This window comes from Phenylobacterium sp. (assembly GCF_019636135.1).
GTDB lineage: Bacteria > Pseudomonadota > Alphaproteobacteria > Caulobacterales > Caulobacteraceae > Phenylobacterium.
Genome location: NZ_JAHBYD010000025.1, coordinates 38,761 through 60,395 on the forward strand (window position 1 = coordinate 38,761; position 21,635 = coordinate 60,395).

19 protein-coding genes are annotated in these 21,635 nt (G+C 71.6%); 8 read left to right on the forward strand and 11 right to left on the reverse strand.

What is annotated here, in order from left to right:
• Positions 1-9: 9 nt before the first annotated feature.
• The 9 genes from rplT to KF737_RS16725 form a co-directional block, all read right to left on the reverse strand.
• Complete coding sequence (rplT, locus tag KF737_RS16685) at positions 10-366, reverse strand: 50S ribosomal protein L20 (RefSeq protein WP_296457376.1); 357 nt, start codon at positions 364-366, stop codon at positions 10-12.
• 13 nt (positions 367-379) lie between these two features.
• The gene (gene rpmI, locus KF737_RS16690) at positions 380-580 is read right to left on the reverse strand and encodes a 50S ribosomal protein L35 (RefSeq protein WP_068875274.1); all 201 of its coding nucleotides are present in this window, start codon (positions 578-580) and stop codon (positions 380-382) included.
• Between the two features lie 316 nt (positions 581-896).
• On the reverse strand, positions 897-1,430 hold the full coding sequence (locus tag KF737_RS16695) for a DsbA family protein (RefSeq protein WP_296457378.1): 534 nt from the start codon (positions 1,428-1,430) through the stop codon (positions 897-899).
• 114 nt (positions 1,431-1,544) lie between these two features.
• Positions 1,545-2,564: a hypothetical protein gene (locus tag KF737_RS16700; protein ID WP_296457381.1), complete on the reverse strand. Its 1,020-nt coding sequence runs from the start codon at positions 2,562-2,564 to the stop codon at positions 1,545-1,547.
• 61 nt (positions 2,565-2,625) lie between these two features.
• Positions 2,626-3,954: an amidohydrolase family protein gene (locus tag KF737_RS16705; protein ID WP_296457383.1), complete on the reverse strand. Its 1,329-nt coding sequence runs from the start codon at positions 3,952-3,954 to the stop codon at positions 2,626-2,628.
• A gap of 54 nt (positions 3,955-4,008) precedes the next feature.
• Positions 4,009-4,509, reverse strand: coding sequence for a hypothetical protein (locus tag KF737_RS16710; RefSeq protein WP_296457386.1), 501 nt, complete (start codon positions 4,507-4,509; stop codon positions 4,009-4,011).
• A gap of 113 nt (positions 4,510-4,622) precedes the next feature.
• On the reverse strand, positions 4,623-4,955 hold the full coding sequence (locus KF737_RS16715; protein ID WP_296457390.1) for a hypothetical protein: 333 nt from the start codon (positions 4,953-4,955) through the stop codon (positions 4,623-4,625).
• A 3-nt stretch (positions 4,956-4,958) separates the two neighbouring features.
• On the reverse strand, positions 4,959-5,675 hold the full coding sequence (pdeM, locus tag KF737_RS16720) for a ligase-associated DNA damage response endonuclease PdeM (protein ID WP_296457393.1): 717 nt from the start codon (positions 5,673-5,675) through the stop codon (positions 4,959-4,961).
• Positions 5,676-5,719: 44 nt separating this feature from the next.
• Positions 5,720-8,377 (reverse strand): ligase-associated DNA damage response DEXH box helicase, encoded by a 2,658-nt coding sequence (locus KF737_RS16725; protein WP_296457395.1) that lies wholly within the window; start codon positions 8,375-8,377, stop codon positions 5,720-5,722.
• A gap of 92 nt (positions 8,378-8,469) precedes the next feature.
• Between KF737_RS16725 and KF737_RS16730 the strand changes: the two genes are divergently transcribed.
• From KF737_RS16730 to KF737_RS16765, 8 genes are all read left to right on the forward strand, one after another.
• On the forward strand, positions 8,470-9,192 hold the full coding sequence (locus KF737_RS16730) for a methyltransferase domain-containing protein (RefSeq protein WP_296457398.1): 723 nt from the start codon (positions 8,470-8,472) through the stop codon (positions 9,190-9,192).
• Positions 9,193-9,309: 117 nt separating this feature from the next.
• Positions 9,310-10,491, forward strand: coding sequence for a patatin-like phospholipase family protein (locus tag KF737_RS16735; RefSeq protein ID WP_296457401.1), 1,182 nt, complete (start codon positions 9,310-9,312; stop codon positions 10,489-10,491).
• Complete coding sequence (locus KF737_RS16740) at positions 10,488-12,743, forward strand: hypothetical protein (protein ID WP_296457404.1); 2,256 nt, start codon at positions 10,488-10,490, stop codon at positions 12,741-12,743. Before KF737_RS16735 ends, KF737_RS16740 begins: the two co-directional genes overlap by 4 nt.
• 5 nt (positions 12,744-12,748) lie before the next feature.
• Positions 12,749-14,320 (forward strand): hypothetical protein, encoded by a 1,572-nt coding sequence (locus KF737_RS16745; RefSeq protein ID WP_296457407.1) that lies wholly within the window; start codon positions 12,749-12,751, stop codon positions 14,318-14,320.
• A gap of 68 nt (positions 14,321-14,388) precedes the next feature.
• Positions 14,389-15,492 carry a phosphatidylserine/phosphatidylglycerophosphate/cardiolipin synthase family protein gene (locus KF737_RS16750; protein WP_296457410.1) on the forward strand — a complete coding sequence of 368 codons (1,104 nt, stop codon included), beginning with the start codon at positions 14,389-14,391 and terminating at the stop codon, positions 15,490-15,492.
• Between the two features lie 291 nt (positions 15,493-15,783).
• Entirely contained in the window at positions 15,784-16,791 is a 1,008-nt protein-coding gene (locus KF737_RS16755) for an SDR family NAD(P)-dependent oxidoreductase (protein ID WP_296457413.1), read from the forward strand.
• A 108-nt stretch (positions 16,792-16,899) separates the two neighbouring features.
• Complete coding sequence (locus KF737_RS16760) at positions 16,900-17,172, forward strand: DUF2277 domain-containing protein (protein WP_296457417.1); 273 nt, start codon at positions 16,900-16,902, stop codon at positions 17,170-17,172.
• Positions 17,173-17,273: 101 nt separating this feature from the next.
• The gene (locus tag KF737_RS16765) at positions 17,274-19,013 is read left to right on the forward strand and encodes an amidohydrolase family protein (protein WP_296457420.1); all 1,740 of its coding nucleotides are present in this window, start codon (positions 17,274-17,276) and stop codon (positions 19,011-19,013) included.
• A 438-nt stretch (positions 19,014-19,451) separates the two neighbouring features.
• Here KF737_RS16765 and KF737_RS16770 read toward each other — a convergent pair whose 3' ends face one another.
• On the reverse strand, positions 19,452-20,150 hold the full coding sequence (locus KF737_RS16770; RefSeq protein WP_296457423.1) for a response regulator transcription factor: 699 nt from the start codon (positions 20,148-20,150) through the stop codon (positions 19,452-19,454).
• Positions 20,147-21,523, reverse strand: a complete 1,377-nt coding sequence (locus KF737_RS16775) for an ATP-binding protein (RefSeq protein WP_296457426.1) — start codon at positions 21,521-21,523, stop codon at positions 20,147-20,149. Before KF737_RS16775 ends, KF737_RS16770 begins: the two co-directional genes overlap by 4 nt.
• Between the last annotated feature and the right edge of the window lie 112 nt (positions 21,524-21,635).

Sequence of the window (21,635 nt, forward strand, 5' to 3'; positions counted from 1 at the left end):
ACCTAAGGCTTAAGCCAGCGCGGCGCGAACCTTGTCGGCGATGGCCTTGAAAGCGGCTGGATCGGCGCCGGCGACGTCGGCGAGGACCTTGCGGTCCATTTCGATCCCGGCCTTCTCAAGGCCGTGGATAAACTGCGAGTAGGTGAAGCCTTCCAGGCGCGCCGCCGCGTTGATCCGCTGGATCCACAGCGAGCGGAAGTTGCGCTTGCGGACCTTGCGGTCGCGGTAGGCGTACTGGCCGGCCTTGTCCACAGCGGCCTTGGCCGTGCGGATGGTGTTCTTGCGGCGCCCGTAGAAGCCCTTGGCTTGCTCGAGAACCTTCTTGTGCTTTGCGTGGGCGACCACGCCGCGCTTAACGCGTGCCATCTGTCAGTTCTCCCTAGAGGCCGTAGGGGAGCCAGAGCTTGATGATCTTGGTATCAGCCTCGCTCATCACCTTGGTGCCACGGTTCTGACGGATGTACTTGGCGTTGTGGCTGATGAGGCGGTGGCGCTTGCCGGCCACGCCGGCCTTCAGCTTTCCCGACGCCGTCATCTTGAAGCGCTTCTTCACGCCCGACTTGGTCTTCAGTTTGGGCATTTCACGTCGGGCCCCGAAGGTCCCGTCCTCTGGTCGTGTTGATGAAGCGCCATGGCATGCCTTGGGGCCAGGCGCTTCCGAAGGGGCGGGCTAGTAGCCGAAAGGGGCGGCGAAGGCAAGGGCGGGCCATCTCCTCTCCCCCGCGCGCGCAGCGCGACGAGAGGGAGAGGGCTGGGAGAGGGCGGCGCCGGTCTCAGGACATCCCGGCAGGTTCCACGAGGAACCCCGGGCCGCCGCCGTGAGGAACCAAGGCGCCTGAGCCGCCCTCTCCCTGCCCTCTCCCTCTCCGCTTCGCGGGGGGAGAGGAGGGCGCATGCTACCCGCGCCGCGCGCTCTCCACCGCGTTCTTCAGCCGGCGCGCGTCGAGGCCGCCCTCGATCAGCCGGTCGCCGATGATGTAGGCCGGGGTGCCGGCGATGCCCAGTCCGAAGGCCTGGAGGTTGTGCTTCGCGAGCTGGGCGTCGATCTCGCGGGCGAAGGCCTTGCGGTCGGTCGCCAGGCGGGCGCCGTCCGCGCCGGCGTGGGCCGCGATGGCGTCGATCCGCTCGGGCGTGAGCGCGCCGCGCGCCTCCATCAGCGCCGCATGGACCACGGCGTAGGCGCCCTGCCGGTGCGCGGCCAGCGCCGTGCGCGCGGCGAAGTCCGACACCGGCCCGCGGATCGGCCAGTCCTTCCAGATCACCCGCACGCGCGCATCCTCGGCGCGCAGCACGCGCACGGCGCCGTCGGTCTCCTTGCAGACGCCGCAGAGGTAGTCGGTGAACACCACCACCGTGACGTCGGCGTCCGCCGCGCCCACGACGGGCGAGCCCGCATCGCCGAGCACGCCGCGCACCACGTCGGAGTCCATCGGCAGTTCGCGGCCTTCCGGCCACAGCGCCTTCAGCCCCGACGACAGCGCCGCGCCGGCGCCCAGCGCCAGCCCGAACCCGATCAGCGTGCGACGATCGACCGGCAGGCGGCCCTACCTTCCGCCGCCGCCGGCCTTCGCGGCCTTGGCCGCCTCGGCCTCGGCCGCCCGCGCGCCGCCCAGGATGCCGGTCATGGCGTAGTTCCCCTCGTGGCAGGCGTACTCGTAGATCTGGCCGGGCAGGGCGGTCATGACCATCTCGGCCCGCCAGGGGCGGGTGTAGTGTACGGGGTCCTCGACGGTGAACGCGTAGGCGATCTCGTCCCTGGACGCGCGCGTCAGCCGCTCGGTGACCTTGCCCTTCTCGGACAGGAAGATCGGCCCGAACTGGCCCTGCTCGCGCCGGACGTCGACGGTCTCGACCACCAGCGTGCCGCCCTCCCACCACGCGGTCGAGTCGCCCATCCAGCGGCCCAGCACGGCGGGGCGGTGCGCCGCCTGCGCGGCGGCCCTGTCGGCGAAGATCGGGATGATCCGCACCCCGAAGCCCATCTCCACGATCACCACCAGGGCGTCGCGGGTCAGCAGGAACTCGTAGTTCGAGTTGTAGATGTTGTTCAGCATCCCGGGCCCGCCCGAGTTGCGCGAGCCGATGAGGCAGCGGTCGTTGGGCGCCAGGTCCTCAGGCCCCGCCGGGTCCATCCGGTTGCTCATGGCGGCGGCCTCGCGCTTGCGGCGCTGGCCGAGCTCGGTCAGCGGCATGCGGCCGTCCGCCGGGTCGACGATCCAGGCGGTGCGGTACTCGCCGTTGATCTTCGCATAGGCCTCGCCGCCGTCGAGGAAGACCGCGTCGTGGCCCAGGCTGCCGCCGGGCGCGAGCGCGCCCGCGCTGGGATCGGACGGCTTGCGGTCGGCCTCGGCCGCACGGCGCAGCGGGTCGTTCGCCGCCAGCGCCCTGGCTTCGGCCTCGGTCATCGTCGGCCCCTTGAGGGTCGCAGGCCGCTCCAGCTTGGTGAGCGACACGTTCGACCAGTTGCCCGACAGGTCCGGATGGCCGTCGGGCGTCTTCGGCGCGGGCTGGGCGAGGGCGGGCGCGGCAAGCGCCAGCGCGAGGAGGGCGGCGGTCGGCTTCATCGGCGCCCAGCCTAGCAGAGCCGCGGGCGTCACGCGCCCCACGTCGCGCGGTCGCCGGGGTTCATTCCGCATCCAACATCTCGTCCTTCGTCAGCGGCTTGAAGTCGGCGCGGCGGTATTCGCGGCCGCGCTTCACGGTGAACTCCAGGCTCTTCAGGTTGGCGATGTCGGCGCTGGGGTCGCGGGCGAAGACGGCGAGGTTCGCCAGCTTCCCGGTCTCGATCGAACCCATGTCGGCCTCCTGGCCCGCCGCCCGCGCGCCGTTCAGGGTCGCCGCCCGGATCACCTGCGCCGGCGTCAGGCCCAGCTTCGTGAGCGCCGCCATCTCCTGGAACAGCGTCGGCCACGGCTCGTCCCAGGGCGCCACCCAGTCGGTGCCGGCCGAGATCTCGACGCCGGCCTTCAGCGCCTGCCGCACCAGGGCGTCCGAAAGCTCGCCGCTGCACAGCGGCCTGCGCGCCCCGGGGTGGCTGGCCGCCTCGGCCGAGAGGCGCCCGTAGAGGCTGGTGGTGGCGTCCAGCATGATCCCGTCGGCCGCCATCTTCCGGACGACCTTCCCCACCGCGGGATCGTCGCTCGCCAGGAAGGGCGCGGCGTCGATCGGCGTGCGCGACTGGTAGCTGGCCGGCGTGCCCGCGGCGGCGTGCGCGAGCGAGCAGGCGTGGCTCATCACGTCGGGCCGGGCGGCGGCCACATCCGCCGGCGTCGCCGGATAGACCGCCGCGTGCGCCCACACCTTGACGCCCTGGCGATGCGCCTCGGCGGCGATCTTCTTCACCAGGCCGGCTGGCAGGTTCGCGTAGATCTTGATCGCCGTGGCCGACGTGCCGCGCGCCAGCGTCACCGCCTCGCGCAGGTCGGTCTTGGCGTCGATCGCCTGCATCCAGGGCGTCCTGCCCGGCGTGTAGCCGTAGCTGACCGCGACGGTCCGCGGGTCGGCGAAGAACGACGGCCCGGCCATCAGGGCCGCGTAGTAGATGTCGGGCGCCGCGATCTCGCCCCTGCGGCTGGCCCGCGTCAGCTCGGCGACGCTGCGCAGGTCGTCGGCCATGTCGCGCACCGCCGTCACCCCGCCGTAGAGGTCGCGCCGCAGGCTGGCCTCGGCCTGCCGCCGGTTCGGCGGCGTCGCCAGGTGCTCGTGGCTGTCGATCAGGCCGGGCGTCAGGAACCTGCCCGACAGGTCCACCACCCGCGCTCCGGTCGGCGGCGCCAATCGCCCGTCGGGCGCCACCGCCGCGATCCGCTCGCCGTCCACCAGCACCGAGACGCCGGCCCGCGCGGCCGCGCCCGTGCCGTCGATCAGCGTGGCGTTGCGGTAGAGCACGGGCTGGGCTGCGGCGGGCCCCGCGATCAGCAGCCCCGCGGCCACGCCCAACAGTCTTCGGATCACGCCCGCACCTCACCCGTCCCGACGCGGCGATGCGAGCGCCGCCGGCCGGCCCTGTCAAGGCGCGGTCGGCCGCGGCGCCTCGACGTCCTGGCCGCGCAGCAGGCTGGGGAGCGCCTCGGCGCCCGGCGCCTCCTCCGGCCGCACCAGCCGACGGAACGCGTCGCGGGCCGGTACCGGCACGTTCGCGCCCCACACCAGCCCGATCGCGTGCAGCAGCCGCCGGTTCTGCGCGGCTTCCACCGCCACGGCGTCCCACAGGGTCGGGTCGGCCGCCGTCACGTCCTGGATCACGCCCATGCCGATCTCGGCGATCATGCCCGGATGCTCGGCGTGGCGCGCCACGATGAACGCGACCTCCAGCGCCCGCGCCGGGTCGTTCGCCGCCAGGTCGATGAGCACATAGCGCAACTGCTCGATCTCACGCCGCAGGTGGCGCGGAATCCGGGCCGTGGGCGCATGGCTGCGGCCGTCCAGCCACCACGCCTCCATCCACGCCGCGGCGATCTCGGCGTTGCTCTCCGAGAGCCAGGCCAGCCAGGGCTGTTTACGTTTCATAAACCCCAGGCTGCCCGGGGCGTCCTAACGAGAGATTGCCAAAGAGCGTTAACTTCCGAGCCCCGGCCCTTCCTCTCCCGCTCGCGGGAAAGGCAAGGCTCTGCGGTTGCAGGTCATGCCTTCCGCGCGACGCCGAAGGCGTAGGCTTCGAGCGGGAACTCAGAACCGCCCTCGAAGCTCAGCCTGCCGCCTCTGTCGCGGACGTCCTGCAGGAGGTCGAACGCCAGGCTCAGGGCCAAGCACAGCGCCTGCAGCGAGTCTCCGCCCCGGGCGTCGGCGAGGCTCTCGTACAGCCCGGTGAGCTTGACCGGGCAGGCCCACTCGCCGGTCGTACAGCGGTAGGGTGTCCCGATCCCGATGGTCACTGGCGTCGTCGTGCCATCGGCGAAGTGCGCTTCGATCGCCAGGCTCGCGATCACTGGCGTCTCCCGCTTCTCCAGCGCCACCCTTCAGTCCTCCGCCAGTCGCCGCCAGCCGATCGCGCGCACGTTCGTCGGCCCGAGCGCGCCGGCGAGCGGCGGGCGCACGAACATGCCGGCGAAGGCGGGGTCGCGCACGTTGAGGCCGCCCGCGTAGGCCCCGAACGCCGGCAGGATCGCGCGCTCGCCGTCGGTGACGAAGCAGCGCCGGCGGATCGTTCCACGGGGCGCCCGCACCTTGGCGGCCGGGTGCAGGTGGCCCGCCAGCTCGCCCGGCTGCACGCCCGCCCGCGGCTCGTGGCGCAGGATCAGCCCCGCCAGCGCCAGATCGTCGGCCGTCTCGCCCGGCAGCGCCTGCGGCCCGTCCGCGTCGTGGTTGCCGACCACCCAGACCAGCGTGCGGCCCACCGCAAGCGCCCGGAGCCGCTCTGCGTCGTCCGCCGCGAGCCGCCCCTCGGCCCGGCGGTCGTGGAAGGTGTCGCCCAGCAGCACCACCACCTTCGGCGCCAGCGCCGCCACCTCCGCCGCCAGCCGCCGCAGGGTCTCGCGCGTGTCGTAGGGCGGCAGCATCTGGCCACGCGCGGCGTAGCTGGAGCCCTTCTCCAGGTGCAGGTCCGCCACCACCAGCGCCCGCTCGCCGGCGATCCACAGCGCGCCTGACGCCCGCATCACGACGTCGACGCCCCGCACGGCCGTCGCCAACCCGCCGCACGCGGCCGCGGCGAAGGCATATCGATGCGCCGCCACCTCCCCCCGAGGGGGAGGAACTGGAATTCGGACGCTCAACTCGTTCACTGGACGGCCTCGGCGATCAGGTCGGCTTCCGCCTCGGCCAGGATCATCTCGCCGGCCTGGCCGGGCGAGCGTTCCTTGCCGATCTCCAGCAGGATCGGCACCGAGAACGGCGAAAGGTGGTCGAGGGGCGCATGGCGGATGCGCCCCTTGATGCGCGCCAGCATGTCGGAGAGCCGCGTCACGTCGATGAGGCCGGTCGCCGCATCGGCCCGCGCGCAGCGAAGCAGCAGGTGGTCGGGCTCGTGGCGGCGCAGCACGTCGTAGATCAGGTCGGTGGAGAAGGTGATCTGCCGCCCGGTCTTCTGCTGCTCGCCCGGGAAGCGCTTCTCGATCAGCCCGGCGATGATCGCGCAGCCCTTGAAGGCGCGCTTCATCATGAAGCTCTCGTGCAGCCAGTCCTCCAGGTCGTCGCCCAGCATGTCCTCGGCGAACAGCTCGTCGAAATCGACGCGGTCCATCGGGTTCAGCGCCCAGATCGCCATGGCGTAGTCGTTGCACACGAACCCCAGCGGCCCGATCCCCCGCCGCTCCAGCCGCTTGGTCAGCAGCATGGCGAGCGTGGTGTGCGCCAGCCGTCCTTCGAAAGGATAGACCACCATGAAGTTGCGCTTCCCGCGCGGGAAGGTCTCCAGCAGCATCTCGTCCTCGCCGACGATCAGCGAGCGCTCCTTCTGCACCTCCAGCCACTCGCGCACGTCGTCGGGCAGCACGGTCCAGTGCGCCTCGTCGAACATGAGCTGGCGCACGCGCCTGGCGAGGTAGGTCGAGAGCGCGAACTTCGAGCCGCCCCAGGACGGCATCTTGGGGTCCCTGTGGTTGGCCGGGCGCACCAGGACGTCGAGGTTGGTGACGCCCACCAGCTCCCAGACCTGGCCCGCGAAGACGAAGGTGTCGCCGGGATCGAGCATCTCCAGCATGCCCTCCTCGACCTCGCCCACCTTGCGCCCGCCCTGGCCGCGGCGGCTGGCGATCCGGACCGAAAGCATCGCCGGCGAGACGATCGCCCCCACGTTCAGCCGATGCCGCTGCGCCACGTTCAGGTCCCGTACTTTCCAGCGCCCGTCGGGTAGCCGGACGATACGTCGGAACCGGTCGTAGGTTTTCAGCGCGTAGCCGCCGGTGGAGACGAAATCGACCACCTGCTCGAAGTCCTCCCACGACAGGTCGCGGTAGGGGCCGGCCGAGCGGACCTCCTCGTAGAGCTCGATCATGTCGAAGGGCTCGCTGACCGCACAGCCCATGACGTGCTGGGCCAGCACGTCCAGCGCGCCCGCGCGCGGCGGGTCGCCGTCCAGCCGGTTCTCGGCGATGGCTTCGCGGGCCGCCTGGCACTCCAGCATCTCGAACCGGTTGGCCGGGACGAAGAGGGCGCGGCTGGGTTCGTCCAGCCGGTGGTTGGCGCGGCCGATCCGCTGCACCATCCGTGACGCGCCCTTGGGGCTGGCGAGCTGGATCACCAGGTCCACGTCGCCCCAGTCGATGCCCAGGTCCAGGGTCGAGGTGCAGACCACGGCGCGCAGCTCGCCCCGCGCCATCGCGGCCTCCACCTTGCGCCGCTGTTCGGCGGCCAGGCTGCCGTGGTGCAGCGCGATGGGCAGCGCGTCCTCGTTCAGCCGCCACAGCTCCTGGAACGCGAACTCGGCCTGGAAGCGGGTGTTCACGAACACCAGCGCGATCCGCGAGCGCCGGATCACCTCGTACACCTCGGCCATCGCATGCTGCGCCGTATGCCCGCTCCACGGCACCCGGCCCTCGGAGAGCAGCACGTCCACGATCGGCTCCGCGCCCGGCGGGCCCCGCACGAGGTCGATGGACCGAGGGCCGTGCGCCTCCTCTCCCCCCGGCGAAGCCGGAGAGGGAGAGGGTAGGGAGAGGGCGGCGCCGACGGCTTCGCCGGCAGGAGGGTGGGGCGAGGCCCCGCCGCGCCTCGCCGGGTCACCGCCGACGTCGCCCAGCCGCCCTCTCCCTACCCTCTCCCTCTCGCTTCGCGGGGGAGAGGAGATCGAGTCGGCGCCCCGATGCGACGCCATCCAAGTCTTGATGATCTCTGGGTCGTCCACCGTCGCGCTCAGGCCCACGCGGCGCATGCGCGGCGCGAGCGCCTGCAGCCGCGCCAGGTCCAGGGCCAGCAGGTCGCCGCGCTTGCTCGCATGCAGGGTGTGGATCTCGTCCAGGATCACGCACGATAGGTCCTCGAAGAACCCCCGCGCGCCTTCCCAGGCGCAGAGCAGCGCGAGCTGCTCGGGCGTGGTCAGCAGGATGTCCGGCGGCTTCACCCGCTGGCGCTGCCGGCGCGAGAGGCCGGTGTCGCCGGTGCGGCTCTCGGCCACGATCGGCAGACCCATCTCCAGGATCGGCGCGCCCAGGTTCCGCTCCACGTCCACCGCCAGCGCCTTCAAGGGCGAGATGTAGATCGTGTGCAGTCCCCGCGGCGTGTTCGCCGGCGGCCGCTGCGAAAGCTCGATCAGGCTGGGCAGGAAGCCCGCCAGCGTCTTGCCGCCGCCCGTCGGCGCGATCAGCAGGGCGTCGCGCCCCTGGCGAGCCTTCTCCACCATCTCGAGCTGGTGCGCGCGCGCGCTCCAGCCCCGGCGCGCGAACCACGCCTGGAACGCGGGCGGCAGAAGGTCGGAGGGGAGCCCGGAGGCGTCGGCCATCCCCTCGCTATAGCACGTTCCCGTTCCGTTTCGCGCGGTGCGGCGTGCTGGACGGTATCGCGTCCGTCGTCGCGGCCCGCTAAAGGGGATGGATGCGACTGGGTCTCGTCCTTCTGGCAGCCTTTGCGATCGCCGCCTGCTCGAAGCCGAGCGAGGGCGCGCCGCCCGGCAAGGTCGAGCGGTTCCCCGACGGCTTCCCGAAGCCCGACCGCCCCGTCGCGGGGATCGTTGCTCCGGAGTGGTCCTCAGGCCCCGACCGCGACGCCGCCGACGAGTCCGGCCAGTTGATCCGCGGCCTCGACATCAAGGCCGGCATGCACGTCGCCGACGTCGGCGCGGGCTCCGGCTACCACACGCTGCGCCTGTCGCCGGCGGTGGGCCCCACCGGCGTGGTCTACGCCGAGGACATCGTGGAGTCCTATATCTCGGGCCTGAAGCGCGAGGCCGAGCGGCGGGGGCTGAAGAACGTCCGCATGGTCATCGGCAAAGGCGACGATCCGCAGCTCCCGGCCGGCGCCATCGACCGCGCCGTGCTGGTCCACATGTACCACGAGGTCGAGAGCCCCTACGCGCTGCTCTGGCATCTGGCCACGTCGCTGAAGCCGGGCGCCCGCGTCGGCGTCATCGATCTCGACCGCGCGACCCAGAACCACGGCATCCCGCCGTCGCTGCTGAAGTGCGAGTTCGAGGCCGTGGGCTACCGCCAGGTCTCGGCGCGCCTGATGGAGGGCGGCGTCGGCTACCTCGCCGTCTTCGAGGCGCCGAAGGAACGGCCCAGGCCCGCCGACATCAAGCCCTGCCGCGCCGCGCGCTAGGACGCCCGCCGCCGCGCGCCCGCCACGGTGGAATTGTGTATCCTGCACAATTTTCAATTGCGCTCCGCCAGCCGCGGTCCAATATGGCCGGCGGTCGGTTTGCAAAGGGGGTGGGCCGTGCCCGATGCCCAGGGGCAGTTTGCCGTGCAGGACGACGAAGGGACCGTCGGCCTCTTCGACTCACCCGGCTTCGAGAAGGACGCCACGGGCCTGGCGCTCTCGGGCGGCGGATACAAGGCCGCGGCCTTCCACATCGGCGCGCTGATCCGGCTCAACGAACTCGGCGTCCTGCGCAACATCTCGCGCATCGCCAGCGTGTCGGGCGGGTCCATCGCGGCGGGCTACCTCGGCCTGCACTGGAACGACCTGGCGTTCGGCGCCGACGACGTCGCCACCAACTTCGGCCGGGCGATCGTCGAGCCGCTGCACGACTTCCTGACGGAGGTGAACCTCGACGTGGCCCAGGGCATCCTGGGCCTGCTCCTGCCGTTCCGCTCGGGCGCCGACGGGGTGGCCAAGGGCTACGACAAGCACCTCTTCAAGGGCGCCTCGCTGCAGTCGCTGCCGACGCCGGGGCCCGGCCGTCCGCGCTTCGTGCTGCTCGCCACCAACTACGAGTTGAACTCGCTCTGGCGGTTCTCCAAGCCCTACGCCGCCGACTACCGCGTCGGGCGGATCGACCAGCCGACCTTTCCGCTCGCCCGCATCGTGGCCGCCTCGTCGGCCTTCCCGCCCTTCTTCTGCCCGCTGGAGCTCGACCTCGCCGGCCAGACGGTGAAGCCGACCCCCGGCGCCGACCGCAACAGCGGCCGGTTCCTCAAGCGCGCCCTGCTGGCCGACGGCGGCATCTACGACAACATGGGCCTGGAGCCGATCTGGAAGCGCTACGGCACGCTCCTGGTCAGCAACGCCGGCGACGCCATCGACGAGGACGAGCACCCGTCGAACTGGGCCGGCCTGATGCTGCGCATCATCGGCCTCATGCACCGCCAGGCCGAGAACAACCGCCAGCGGCCGCTGATGCTGCTCGCCAAGCTGGGCCACCGGAAGGTCGGCTACTGGCCGCTGCGCAACTTCAACGACAACTACCCCAAGCCCTCGCCCGTGCGCCCGCCCGACGACGACATCCGCGCCGCCCAGGGCGAGGAGGTGCGGCTCTGGTCGCTGGGCCTGAAGGCCTTCGCCCGCCTCGCCAACCACGGCTACAGCCTCTGCGACTCCTCGATGCGCTCCTATTTCGACCGTCTCGAGCCCGCGCCCCGACTGCCGTTCAACCGCGACGGGACGTTCGTCAGGTGAGCGCGCGGTTCCGTCCGCCGCCGGCGAGGCGCCTGCGCGTCTACGCCTTCGACCCCAACGCCTCGCTCGACCTCGCCTCGGCGAAGTTCAGCCACGCCACGATCTCGCTCCCCTGGGAGGAGGCGGCCCGGCGGGGCGAGGAGATCGACGGCAAGGGCGCGGAAGAGCGGATATTCCCCGGGCCGATCAACGAATACCTCGAAGTCATCGACGTCGATCCGAGCAGCAACCAGTTCTACGAGCCCATCGACCTCAACGCCCCCGAGGTGCTGGCGCAGGACGGCCTGCCGCCCTCCGAGGGCGACCCGCGGTTCCACCAGCAGATGGTGTTCGCGGTCGTGATGAACACCATCAAGCTGTTCGAGCGGGCGTTGGGCCGCAGGGTGATCTGGCGGCCGCAATGGAACCGCGAGAGGCGCACGTACGATCCGACCCCGAGGCTGCGGGTCTATCCCCATGCGCTGCGCGAGGCGAACGCCTACTACAGCCCCCAGAAGCGGGCCCTGCTGTTCGGCTACTTCAACGCCAGGCAGCGTTCGGCCGGCGCGAGCTGGATCTTCAGCGCGCTGTCGCACGACATCATCGTCCACGAGACGACCCACGCCATCCTGGACGGCATCCACCCGCGCTATTCCGAGCCCACCAGCGTCGACAGCCTGGCCTTCCACGAGGCCTTCGCCGACATCGCCGCGCTGTTCTCGCACTTCCAGCTCTACGAGGCGGTCTACGACTTCATCGCCGACAGCGGCGGGCGGCTGGACCAGAGCGGCCTCCTGAGCGGCCTGGCCGGCCAGTTCGCCAAGGGCACCACCGGCCGCGCCTCGCTGCGGGACTATATCGACAAGGATCCCGATCCCGACCTCATCGCCACCACGACCGAAGCGCACGAGCGCGGCGCCATCCTGGTGGCGGCGGTCTTCGACGCCTTCCTCAGCATCTACACCGCCCGCACCGAGGACCTGCTGCGGATGAGCGGCACCCGCCTCGGAACCAGCCAGCACCTGCACCCCGACCTCGTCGCCCGCCTCACCAAGGAGGCCACCAGGAGCGCCGACCATGTCCTGCGCATGTGCATCCGGGCGCTGGACTACCTGCCGCCGGTCGACGTCGAGTTCGGCGAGTTCCTGCGCGCCGTCATAACGGCCGACAACGACCTGATCCCCGACGACCGCCTGAACTACCGCCTGGCGTTCGTGGAGGCGTTCCGCCGGCGGGGCATCTTCCCCGACGCGTGCCTGTCGATGTCGCCCGACAACCTGCTGTGGGACGAGCCGCCCGAGTTGCTGGCGACCGACGACATCCTGAGGGCCGGCCTGAACCTGATGCCGATCTACAAGCGCCACGAGATCGCGCCGATCTCCGAGCGCAACCGCCGCAAGGTCTGGTACTGGCTGAGCCAGCCCTACATGACCGTCGGCGACCGTGGCTCCCGCGAAAGCGAGACGCTGGACCGGCTGCTGACCGAGGCGAGGGCGATCCTCTCGGCGGACACCGCGACCGGGCTGCCCTACGCCGAGCGCGGAGACCGCGGCGACGATGACGACGACCCGCCCGCGTCGGCCGGCGGGGCGGATGACCGCAGCGCGGTCGCCGACCGCCTGATGGAGGGCATCCGCCGCAATCTCATCAGCCTGAAGGTCCCGCACGCGGAGATCCGGGTTCTGCAGGAGGAACTCCGGCGCGCCGGCAGCCATATCGACCAGTGGGACGCGTTGCTGGGCTTCCTGCAGTGCGACAAGGTGCCGGGCCTCAGCACCGACCCGACGGTGGACGTCGCCTGGGAGGACACCCTCGGGCTCTACTTCCAGCGGCCGTCGGCCCGGCTCGGCCGGAACGGCCGCCCGCGCCGCGGCGCGAGCCCGCTCTACACCATCGAGGGCAGCTTCTTCGGGCTGAAGGTCGAGGTGCATAGCGTGCGCACGACGCGCCGCGCAGGCCCTGACGGGCAGGACGTCCGCCAGCTCGTGATCGAGGTCACGCAGCGCCGGGCCGGCTTCCTCGATCCCGGGGAGCAGAAGGCGCGCGACGAACAGGCCGCTTCGTCCCGGAGCGAAGACTTCACCTTCCGGGGCGGCGCGACCCTGATCATCGACCTTCGCGAGGGGGCGCTCCGCTACGTCATCCGCAAGTCGATCAGCGACGAGCGGCGGCTGGCGCGGCAGCGGGACTTCCTGCTCAACGCCGACGCCCTGGGTTTCACCTACAACCGCCAGTTCGCGAACGAGCCGTTCGCGATGCTGCATCGGGGCTGAGGACGATGCCGGCGCCCAGCGAGACCGTGTCGGTCCGGATGTATCGTGGCCTTCTCGGCGATTGTTTCCTGCTGCGCCACCAGATCGGAGACCAGCGGTTCCACGCCCTGATCGACTGCGGCGTGCTGCAGTGCATCGGCGCGGCCGGCGCCAAGCCGCAGACCGGGAAGGGCGCCGCGCGCCTGAAGCAGGCCATCGCCAGCCTTCAGAAGGACACCCGCGGCGCCGACGGCAGGTCGCGCCTCGATCTGGTGGTGGCCACGCACGAGCACTACGACCACCTGTCGGGCTTCATCCTCGGCCACGACGCCTTCCGCGACGATTTCGAGTTCGGCGACGTCTGGGTGGCCTGGACCGAGGATCCCGACGACGACCAGGCCAAGGACATCCGCGCGCGCGGCCGCAAGGCGCTCTCGGCCCTGAAGTTCATCGCGGATCGATCCACGGCGTTCGGGGTCGATGGCGACGCGCAGGCCCGTCTGAGCGTCATCCGCGACCTCCTGCAGTTCTATGACGCCGACATCGAGGCATGGGCGCCCGAGCCCGACGGTCTCGGGGCGGCGGCCGGGACCTCGAAGCCGAAGCCGGCCTACGACCCGGCCAGGGACAGGCCCCGCAGTTGCGCCAACGCGATCGACTGGCTGCGCCATCGGGCGACCGGCAAGGTCTCCTACCTGGAGCCGGGCGACGTGGTGACCTTCGGCCTGGGCGAGCGGCTGACCGCGAAGGTGATGGGGCCCCCTCGCAAGGCGGAGCGGCTGCTCCAACTGGACCCCAGCCGCGACGGCGGGCGCGAGGTCTACCTCCTGCGGCCGGGCGACGCCGCGCCCCTGGAGAGCCGCCTGCGCCTCGGCCTGGCCAAGGGCGACCCCGGCCTGGCGGGACCGGCCGACCTGCCGTTCTCCCCGCGCTTCCGGCGGCGCGAGTCCAGGACCTCGAAGCACCTGACCGAGCGTCTCTACCGGGCGAAGGAATCCAGCCGCCGCCGCATCGATGGCGAGTGGCTCGAGACCGCCGAGCATCTGGCCATGAAGATCGACGGCGACGTGAACAACACCTCGCTGGTGCTCGCCATCGAGACCCGGGACAGGCACGTCCTCCTCTTCCCGGCCGACGCCCAGGTCGGGAACTGGCTCTCCTGGCACGACCAGCGCTATCCCAGGACCGCCAGCGCGGTCGGGACCGAGAGCGCCGCCGACATCCTGGGCCGCGTGGTGCTCTACAAGGTCGGCCACCACGGCAGCCACAACGCGACCGCCCGCGACCAGGGGCTCGAGCTCATGACGAGTCCGCACCTGGCGGCCATGATACCGGTCGTCGAGGACGTGGCGGGCGAGCAGAAGACCCGCCACAATCCCACCGGCTGGGCGATGCCCTTCCGGCCCCTCGCCCAGCGCCTGGAGGACCTCACGGCGAAGCGCATCCTCAAAGGCGACGGCAAGCGGGCGGACGAGGAGCAGGCCTTCGCGAACTCGCTGTTCGGGCTGACGTATGCCGGCGCGGGCGCCGATCCGCTGTGGGTGGAGGTCTCGCTGCCCGTCGAGACCCCTGATCCGGCCCATCTGACACATTTGTAAGCCGCGGCGCCCTTGCACTTCGGCGGCTGCCGGGTTGTCTAGCGACTGGCGTCCACAAGAGTCCGGTCTTGCTCGACAGTCCCGCACCCGTCCTTCCGCCGCCGGCGCCCGCCGCCGCGACGCTCTACTACGGCGGCGTCGACCAGCCGCCGCAGGCGCTGCGCGACCTTCTGCTGGCGCGCATCGAAGCCGCCACGCCGGGCAGCGAGATCACCTGGGCCACCTACTATTTCCGCGATCCGGCCCTCGCCGACGCCCTGGTCGCCGCCAGGCGGCGCGGCGTGAAGGTGCGGCTGGTGCTGGAGGGCCGCGCCCGGCGCGGATCGGTCAACGGCCCCACGATCGAGCGCCTGAAGGCCGGGCTCGGCAGCGACCTGCGCCTGCACCGCTCGTGGCTCCCCGGCCAGCACCTGCACGCCAAGATCTACGCCTTCTCCGGCGGGCCGGAGCCTGCCGCCTTCATCGGCTCGTACAACCCCTCCGGCGGTGTCGACGACCCCGAGCTGATGAACGACATCGGCGACCAGGACCGCGGCGAGAACCTGCTGGTCGACTTCCGCGACCCCGACGCCGTGAAGGCGCTCGAGGCCCAGGCCATGCGCCTGTGGGAAGGCCGCTTCGCCTTCCGGTTCGGCAGGCGCGCCAACAAGGCCAAGCGGGTCGGCGACTTCGCCTTCTACTACTACCCGCGCCTGCGGACCGACGTGGTCGAGCGCCGGCTGGCCCGCCTCGGTCCCGGCGACGAGGTCAAGGCCGCGGTCTCGCACATGGACAAGGGCCCGTTCGCCGCCCAGCTCGTGAAGGCCGCCGAGCGCGGCGCGAAGATCGAGCTCGTGGTCCACGACACACGCCGCCGCGTCTCCAAGGGCGTGGTCAGCGAACTGCGCGACGCCGGCGTCGAGATCCGCCGCTATTGCGACCCCGACGGTTACCCGATGCACGCCAAGTTCGTGATCGTCGACCACAAGCAGGTGCGCACCGCCTGGTTCGGCAGCCTCAACTACAACTTCGGCTCGCGGATCATGAACCAGGAGATCCTGGCCCGCAGCGCCGACCCTGGCCTCGTCGACGCCTTCGACGCCCGCTTCGACCGCCTCGCCGAAGAAGCCGCCGCCCGCGACTGCGGCGGCGGACAGCGCGCGGCCGTCGCCAGCGCCGGCACGCAGCCCTGAACCCCATCCCCTGAACGTCATCCCCTGAACGTCGTCCCCCGGCTCTTGTCCGGGGGACCCACTGGGCGGTGAGTTCGAAAGTCCTCTCGGCGTCGCCGCTGCACATCTCCGGTGACTCACAGCCCAATGGATGGCCCGGACAAGCCGGGCCATGACGAGGAGCAGAAGGGAGCACGGCCTTACCGCGGCCGCACCCGCTGCACGCCCCCAGGCACGTCGGCGGCGGCCATTCTGACGTGGCGTCAGGCGCGGGCTGCGCTAGCCTCGGGCAAAAGCGGGAGGACGAAGGTCATGAGGGATTTCGCCGGCAAGTTCGCGGTGATCACGGGCGGCGGCACGGGCATGGGCCGCGAGCTCGCGCGCCAGCTCATCGCCGAGGGCTGCTCGGTGGCGATGTGCGACGTCTCCGAGGAGAACATGGCCGAGACCATTCGCCTGTGTCAGGCGGACGGCGTCCCGCAGGGCGCGAAGATCACCGCCCACCGCGCCGACGTGGCCCGCGAGGACGACCTCGTCCGCTTCCGCGACGAGGCGGCCCGGCTGCACGACACCGAACGCCTGCACCTGCTGTTCAACAACGCCGGCATCGGCGGCGGCGGCTCGATGGTGAACCCCGACGAGCGCGAGGACTGGGAGCGCACGTTCAACGTCTGCTGGTACGGCGTCTACTACGGCTGCCGCACCTTCATGCCGATGCTGCTGGCCGCCGACGAGGCCCACATCGTCAACACCGCCAGCGTCAACGGCTTCTGGGCCAGCCTGGGGCCGAACATCTCCCACTCGGCCTATGCGGCCGCGAAGTTCGCGGTGAAGGGCTTCACCGAGGCGCTGATCACCGACCTGCGCAGCAACGCCCCGCACGTGAAGTGCTCGGTGGTCATGCCCGGCCACATCGGCACCGACATCGCCGGCAACTCGCGCAAGGTCACCCGCGGCGACTGGAGCGACAAGCTGACCCCCGACGAGCTCGCCACGGCCCGCCGGCGCATCGAGCGCATGGGCATGGACCCGACGCAGATCCCCGACGAGGCCATCGAGGCCATGATGGTCGAGCAGGCCCGCCGCTTCCGCGACGACGCGCCGACCAGCGCCGCGCAGGCCGCCACCATCATCCTGGACGGCGTGAAGGCAGAGCGCTGGCGCATCCTGGTCGGCGACGACGCGATCATCATGGACCGCATGGTCCGCGAGACGCCGGAGGAGGCCTACGAGGTCAGCTTCTACGACCGCATGACCAAGGAAGTGGGCTGGCAGCTCGGCGGCCTCGGCCGCGCCGCCCCCGAGCCGGAGAAGGCCTGACCGAACCCCTGGTCCGGCGAATGCCGGGAGCCGGGCCCGTGGTCCCGCTTGCGGCGTGGCGAGCGGGCCCCAAGTCATGAGCCGAGCGCCGACCGGAGGACGACCGCCATGTGCCGCAACATCAAGACCCTGTTCAACTTCGACCCCCCGGCGACGGACGACGAGATCCAGGCCGCGGCGTTGCAGTTCGTCCGCAAGCTCTCAGGCTTCAACACGCCCTCGAAGGCCAACAGGAAGGCGTTCGACCGCGCGGTCCACGACGTCGCCCACATCGCCCACCACCTGCTGCAAGACCTCGAGACCCAGGCCCCGCCCCGCGACCGTGACGTCGAAGCCGCCAAGGCCCGCGAGCGCAACGCCGTCCGCTTCGCCAAGGCCTGACTTCCCTTCCCGCGAGCGGGAAAGGAAGAGGCGCCCCCGCGTCAGCCTTCCCCCTCGCGCCGCCACGGGCGATGATGCGGGCGCTTGAGAGGAGGCGTATCGTGGCCGAGTACGACCTGGTGATCCGTGGCGGGACGGTGTTCGACGGCTCGGGCGGGGCGCCCGTCGTCGGCGACGTCGCGGTCCGCGGCGACCGCATCGTGGCCGTGGGCCGGGTCGACGGCGCGGGCCGCGAGGAGATCGACGCCGCGGGCCTGATGGTCACCCCCGGCTGGGTCGACATCCACACCCACTACGACGGCCAGGTCACCTGGGACTCGCGGCTCACCCCCTCGTCCACCCTGGGCGCCACCACCGTCGTCACCGGCAACTGCGGCGTGGGCTTCGCGCCCGTCCGCAAGGGCGACGAGGACACCCTGATCCGCCTCATGGAAGGCGTGGAGGACATCCCGGGCGCGGCCCTGCACGAGGGCCTGTCGTGGGAATGGGAGAGCTTCGCCGAGTTCATGGACGCGGTGGACGCCCTGCCGCACGACATCGACGTCGCCGTCCAGGTCCCGCACGGCGCGCTGCGCGTCTACGTCATGGGCGAGCGCGGCGCGAACCGCGATCCGGCCACGCCCGACGAGACCCGGCGGATGCGCGCGCTCACCGCCGAGGCCGTCCGCGCCGGGGCGCTGGGCTTCTCCACCACCCGCACCATGGTCCACCGCACCGCCGACGGCGACCTCACCCCCACCATCGGCGCCGCCCGCGCCGAGATGGAGGCCATCGCGGCCGGCCTCGCCGACGCCGGCTCGGGCGTCCTGCAATGGGTCAGCGACTTCGCCGACATGGACGAGGAGTTCGCCCTCATCCGCGATCTGACGAAGATCGCCGGCCAGCCGCTGAGCTTCTCGCTCGTGCAGGCCGACGTGGTCCCCGACCGCTGGCGCGAGCTCATGGCCCGCATGGACGCCTCGGTCGCGGAGGGCTACCCGATCAAGGCCCAGGTCGCCGGACGCCCGGTGGGCCTGATGCTGGGCCTCCAGGGCTCGGCGCACCCGTTCATCAGCCGCCCGTCCTACGCCGGGATCGCCGACCTGCCGCTCAGCGAGAAGGTCGCGCGGATGAAGGACCCGGCCTTCCGCGCGCGCCTCATCGCCGAGGCGCCGGCCAAGGGCCACCCGTTCATCAACTCGCTCGCCGGCGCCCACCACAAGATGTACGCCATCGAGGGCGGCGCGGTGGACTACGAGCCCGATCCCGCCACCAGCCTGGGCGCCCGGGCCAGGGCGCTGGGCGTCGACCCCGACGAGCTGGTCTACGACGCGCTGATCGCCGACGAGGGCCGCGCCTTCCTGTTCTTCCCGATGCACAACTACGTGGAGGGCAGCCTCGACAACGTCCACGCCATGCTGACCAACCCGAACTGCCTCTCGGGCCTCTCGGACGGCGGCGCGCACGTGGGCGCCATCTGCGACGTCAGCCTGCCGACCTTCATGCTCACCCACTGGTGCCGCGACCGCACCCGCGGGCCGAAGCTGGACCTCGCGCGCACCATCCGCGCCCAGACCCTCGACACCGCCCGCGCCGTGGGCCTCGAAGACCGCGGCGTCGTGGCCGCCGGCTACCTCGCCGACCTCAACGTCATCGACTTCCCGCGCCTGAAGCTGGGCGTGCCCTACATGGTCTACGACCTGCCCACCGGCGCGCGGCGCCTCATGCAGGACGCCGAGGGCTACGTCGCCACCGTCAAGTCCGGGCAGGTCATCTACCGCGACGGCCAACCCGCCGGCCCGCTCCCCGGCCGCCTCGTCCGCGGCCGCCAGCCCGCCCCGATGCTGGAAGCGGCGGAGTAGCTTTCCTCTCCCCCCGTGAAGCGCAGCGGAACGGAGAGGGAGAGGGCAGGGAGAGGGCGGCGCCCGCCTTGAAGCCGGCTCGACGGTCCGGCGGGAATCCTCGATCGACCACGCGCGCGAGCCGAAGCGCCGAGCCGCCCTCTCCCTGCCCTCTCCCTCTCTTCGCGCTACGCGCTCGGGGGAGAGGAGGTCGCTCCTCGCCGCCCGACGTCACCCCGCCGCCGGCCTTTGCGCCCGCCTTGCGCGCCTCTTCCTCCTGCGCCCGCGCGCCCGCCAGGATGCCCGGCAGGGCGTAGAACTCGTACTCGCCGCCCCAGGGCTTGTCCCAGTCGGGTCTTCGGCCTGGAAGGAATATCGCACGCGCTTGTCGCCCACCTTCAGGTTCTCCCAGCTTCCCATCCACTGCTGGTTCGGCAGGAAGTTGGTGGTCTCGACCAGTCAGGCGTCGTCGTCGCTCTTCAGCCGGTAGCCCACGCCGGTCTCGGTCAGCAGCAGGCGCGGGTTCGACGGGTCGGCCTCCAGCTTGTTGCGCAACTGCGCCATCAGCACGCGCACGTGCTGCGCCTCGACGTTGGCGTCGGAGCCCCAGACCGCGCCGATGATCTGGGCGTGGGTCAGCACCATGCCGGCCTGGCGCGCCAGCACCCGCAGAAGGTCGTACTCGCGCGGGGTCAGCTTGATCTCGACGCCCTCCACCGACACCCGGCGGGCGGCGAAGTTCACCTCCAGGTCGGCCGACCTGAACGCCGGCTGCTGGGCCACACGCCGGGCCCGGTTGCGCAGCGCGGCGCGGATGCGGGCGAGCAGTTCGTCCACGCCCACCGGCTTGTTGACGAAGTCGTCGGCGCCCAGGTCCAGCGCGGCCACCTTCTCGGCCTCCTGGTCGCGCGCCGAGATCACGATGATCGGCGTCTCCGACCATTCGCGGATGCGCGGGATCAGGTCCTTGCCGTCCATGTCGGGCAGGCCGAGGTCCAGCAGGACCAGGTCGCAGCGGCTGTCGGCCAGCCGCGCCAGCGCCGCCGTCCCGGTCTCGGCGTGGTCCACCTGATAGCCCGCGGCCCGCAGCGCCGGGTTCAGCCAGCGCGCGATCTGCGGCTCGTCGTCGACGAGCATGATGATCGCCGGCTCGCTCATGCCGTCGCCGCCGGGAGCACGAGCTCCACCGAGAGGCCGCCGCCGTCGCGGGGGCGCGCCGTCACCGTGCCGTCCATGCCCTCCATCAGGCCGCGGCTGATGGCGAGGCCGAGGCCGGTGCCGCTCATGCGCTCCGATCCCGCCGCCCTGAAGAACCGCTCGAAGATCCGTTCCAGATCGCCCTCCGCCACTCCCGGCCCGCGGTCGTTCACCGCCACCACCAGCCTCCCGCCGCGCCGCCCCACCGCCACCTCGACCGGGCCGCCGCAGGATGCGTAGCGCAGCGCGTTGTCGACCACGTTGCCCAGCGCCTGTTCGAACAGGGCCGGGTCGCCCATCGCCTCGGGCAGGCCCGGCTCGACGCGCACCTGGCATGAGTCCGGACGGCCCCGCGTGCGCCGCTCGACCGTGGTCCGCACCGCCTCGGGCGCCCCGAACGCGATCCGGTTCAGGGGCGACACGCCCGCCTGCAGCCGCGTCATCTGCAGCAGGTTCGAGACGAAGGCGTCCAGACGCGAGGCCTCCTCCTCGATGGTGGTGGCCAGGTCGCGCCGGGTCTCGGCGTCGAAGGTGTCGGAAAACCGCTTCAGCGTGGTCGCCGAGCCCAGGATCGTCGCCAGGGGCGTGCGCAGGTCGTGGCTCACGGAGGAGAGGAGCGCGTTGCGCAGGTCCTCGGTCCGGGCGCGCGCCTCGGCCTCGGCCTTGGCGGCGTCCAGGCGCGCCCGGGCGATCGCCGCCGCGCCGGTGTCGGTCAGCAGCTCCAGCGCCGCCTGCGCCTCGCGTTCCAGCGCGTGGCCCTTCGGCGAGCGCCATCCGGCCACGCCGAAGGTCGCGCCGCCCGCCACGAGCGCGCGGAAGCGCCAGCCCTCGCCGATCTCGGCGTCGGTCGCGGCCGCCTCGCGCACCACGGCGGGGCCCCCGGCCAGCCGCTCCAGCCGCTCGGCCAGGCGCTCGCGGATGAAGCCCTCGTCCGCGGTCGCCGACAGCTCGCGCGCGGCCTCCAGCAGCGCGGCGTTCATTTCCGCCCGCGCCCGCGACTGGCGACGCTCCTCGCGCACCCGGCCGGCGAGCAGGTTCGTCAGCACCGACGCCGCCAGGAACAGCAGCAGGGCGTTCATCTCGTCGACGGAGCCCAGCGAGAACTTGTAGGGCGGATCCACCAGGTAGAGGTGCGTCAGCAGGGCCCCGATGGCGGCCAGGTATCCCGGCCCGGTCCCCAGGTAGAACGCGGCCAGGAGCACGCTCGACAGGAAGATGCTGGTCAGGCGGCTCGTGCCGGTCATGCGCGAGAACACGTCCGCGATGATGCTGGCCCCCGCCACGATCGCGAGCGCGCCGACGTATCGCATCAGGTTGCGCATGGCGGGTGTCACGCGGGCGTCGATCTCCTGTCTCGTTGCGCCTCATACCGGAGCCCCGGCCGATCAAGGCTTATAGGTTTCATATACTTGCCCGTCTCTCGTGGCGCGGGGCATCTCGACAGGG

Excerpts from the sequence above, each read along its gene's own strand:
- KF737_RS16755 (WP_296457413.1), top strand. The coding sequence starts at position 15,784 with ATGAGGGATTTCGCCGGCAAGTTCGCGGTGATCACGGGCGGCGGCACG.
- KF737_RS16700 (WP_296457381.1), bottom strand. The coding sequence starts at position 2,564 with ATGAAGCCGACCGCCGCCCTCCTCGCGCTGGCGCTTGCCGCGCCCGCC.
- KF737_RS16730 (WP_296457398.1), top strand. The coding sequence starts at position 8,470 with ATGCGACTGGGTCTCGTCCTTCTGGCAGCCTTTGCGATCGCCGCCTGC.
- KF737_RS16710 (WP_296457386.1), bottom strand. The coding sequence starts at position 4,509 with ATGAAACGTAAACAGCCCTGGCTGGCCTGGCTCTCGGAGAGCAACGCC.
- KF737_RS16725 (WP_296457395.1), bottom strand. The coding sequence starts at position 8,377 with ATGGCCGACGCCTCCGGGCTCCCCTCCGACCTTCTGCCGCCCGCGTTC.
- KF737_RS16745 (WP_296457407.1), top strand. The coding sequence starts at position 12,749 with ATGCCGGCGCCCAGCGAGACCGTGTCGGTCCGGATGTATCGTGGCCTT.
- KF737_RS16695 (WP_296457378.1), bottom strand. The coding sequence starts at position 1,430 with ATGGACTCCGACGTGGTGCGCGGCGTGCTCGGCGATGCGGGCTCGCCC.
- KF737_RS16770 (WP_296457423.1), bottom strand. The coding sequence starts at position 20,150 with ATGAGCGAGCCGGCGATCATCATGCTCGTCGACGACGAGCCGCAGATC.
- KF737_RS16760 (WP_296457417.1), top strand. The coding sequence starts at position 16,900 with ATGTGCCGCAACATCAAGACCCTGTTCAACTTCGACCCCCCGGCGACG.
- rpmI (WP_068875274.1), bottom strand. The coding sequence starts at position 580 with ATGCCCAAACTGAAGACCAAGTCGGGCGTGAAGAAGCGCTTCAAGATG.
- rplT (WP_296457376.1), bottom strand. The coding sequence starts at position 366 with ATGGCACGCGTTAAGCGCGGCGTGGTCGCCCACGCAAAGCACAAGAAG.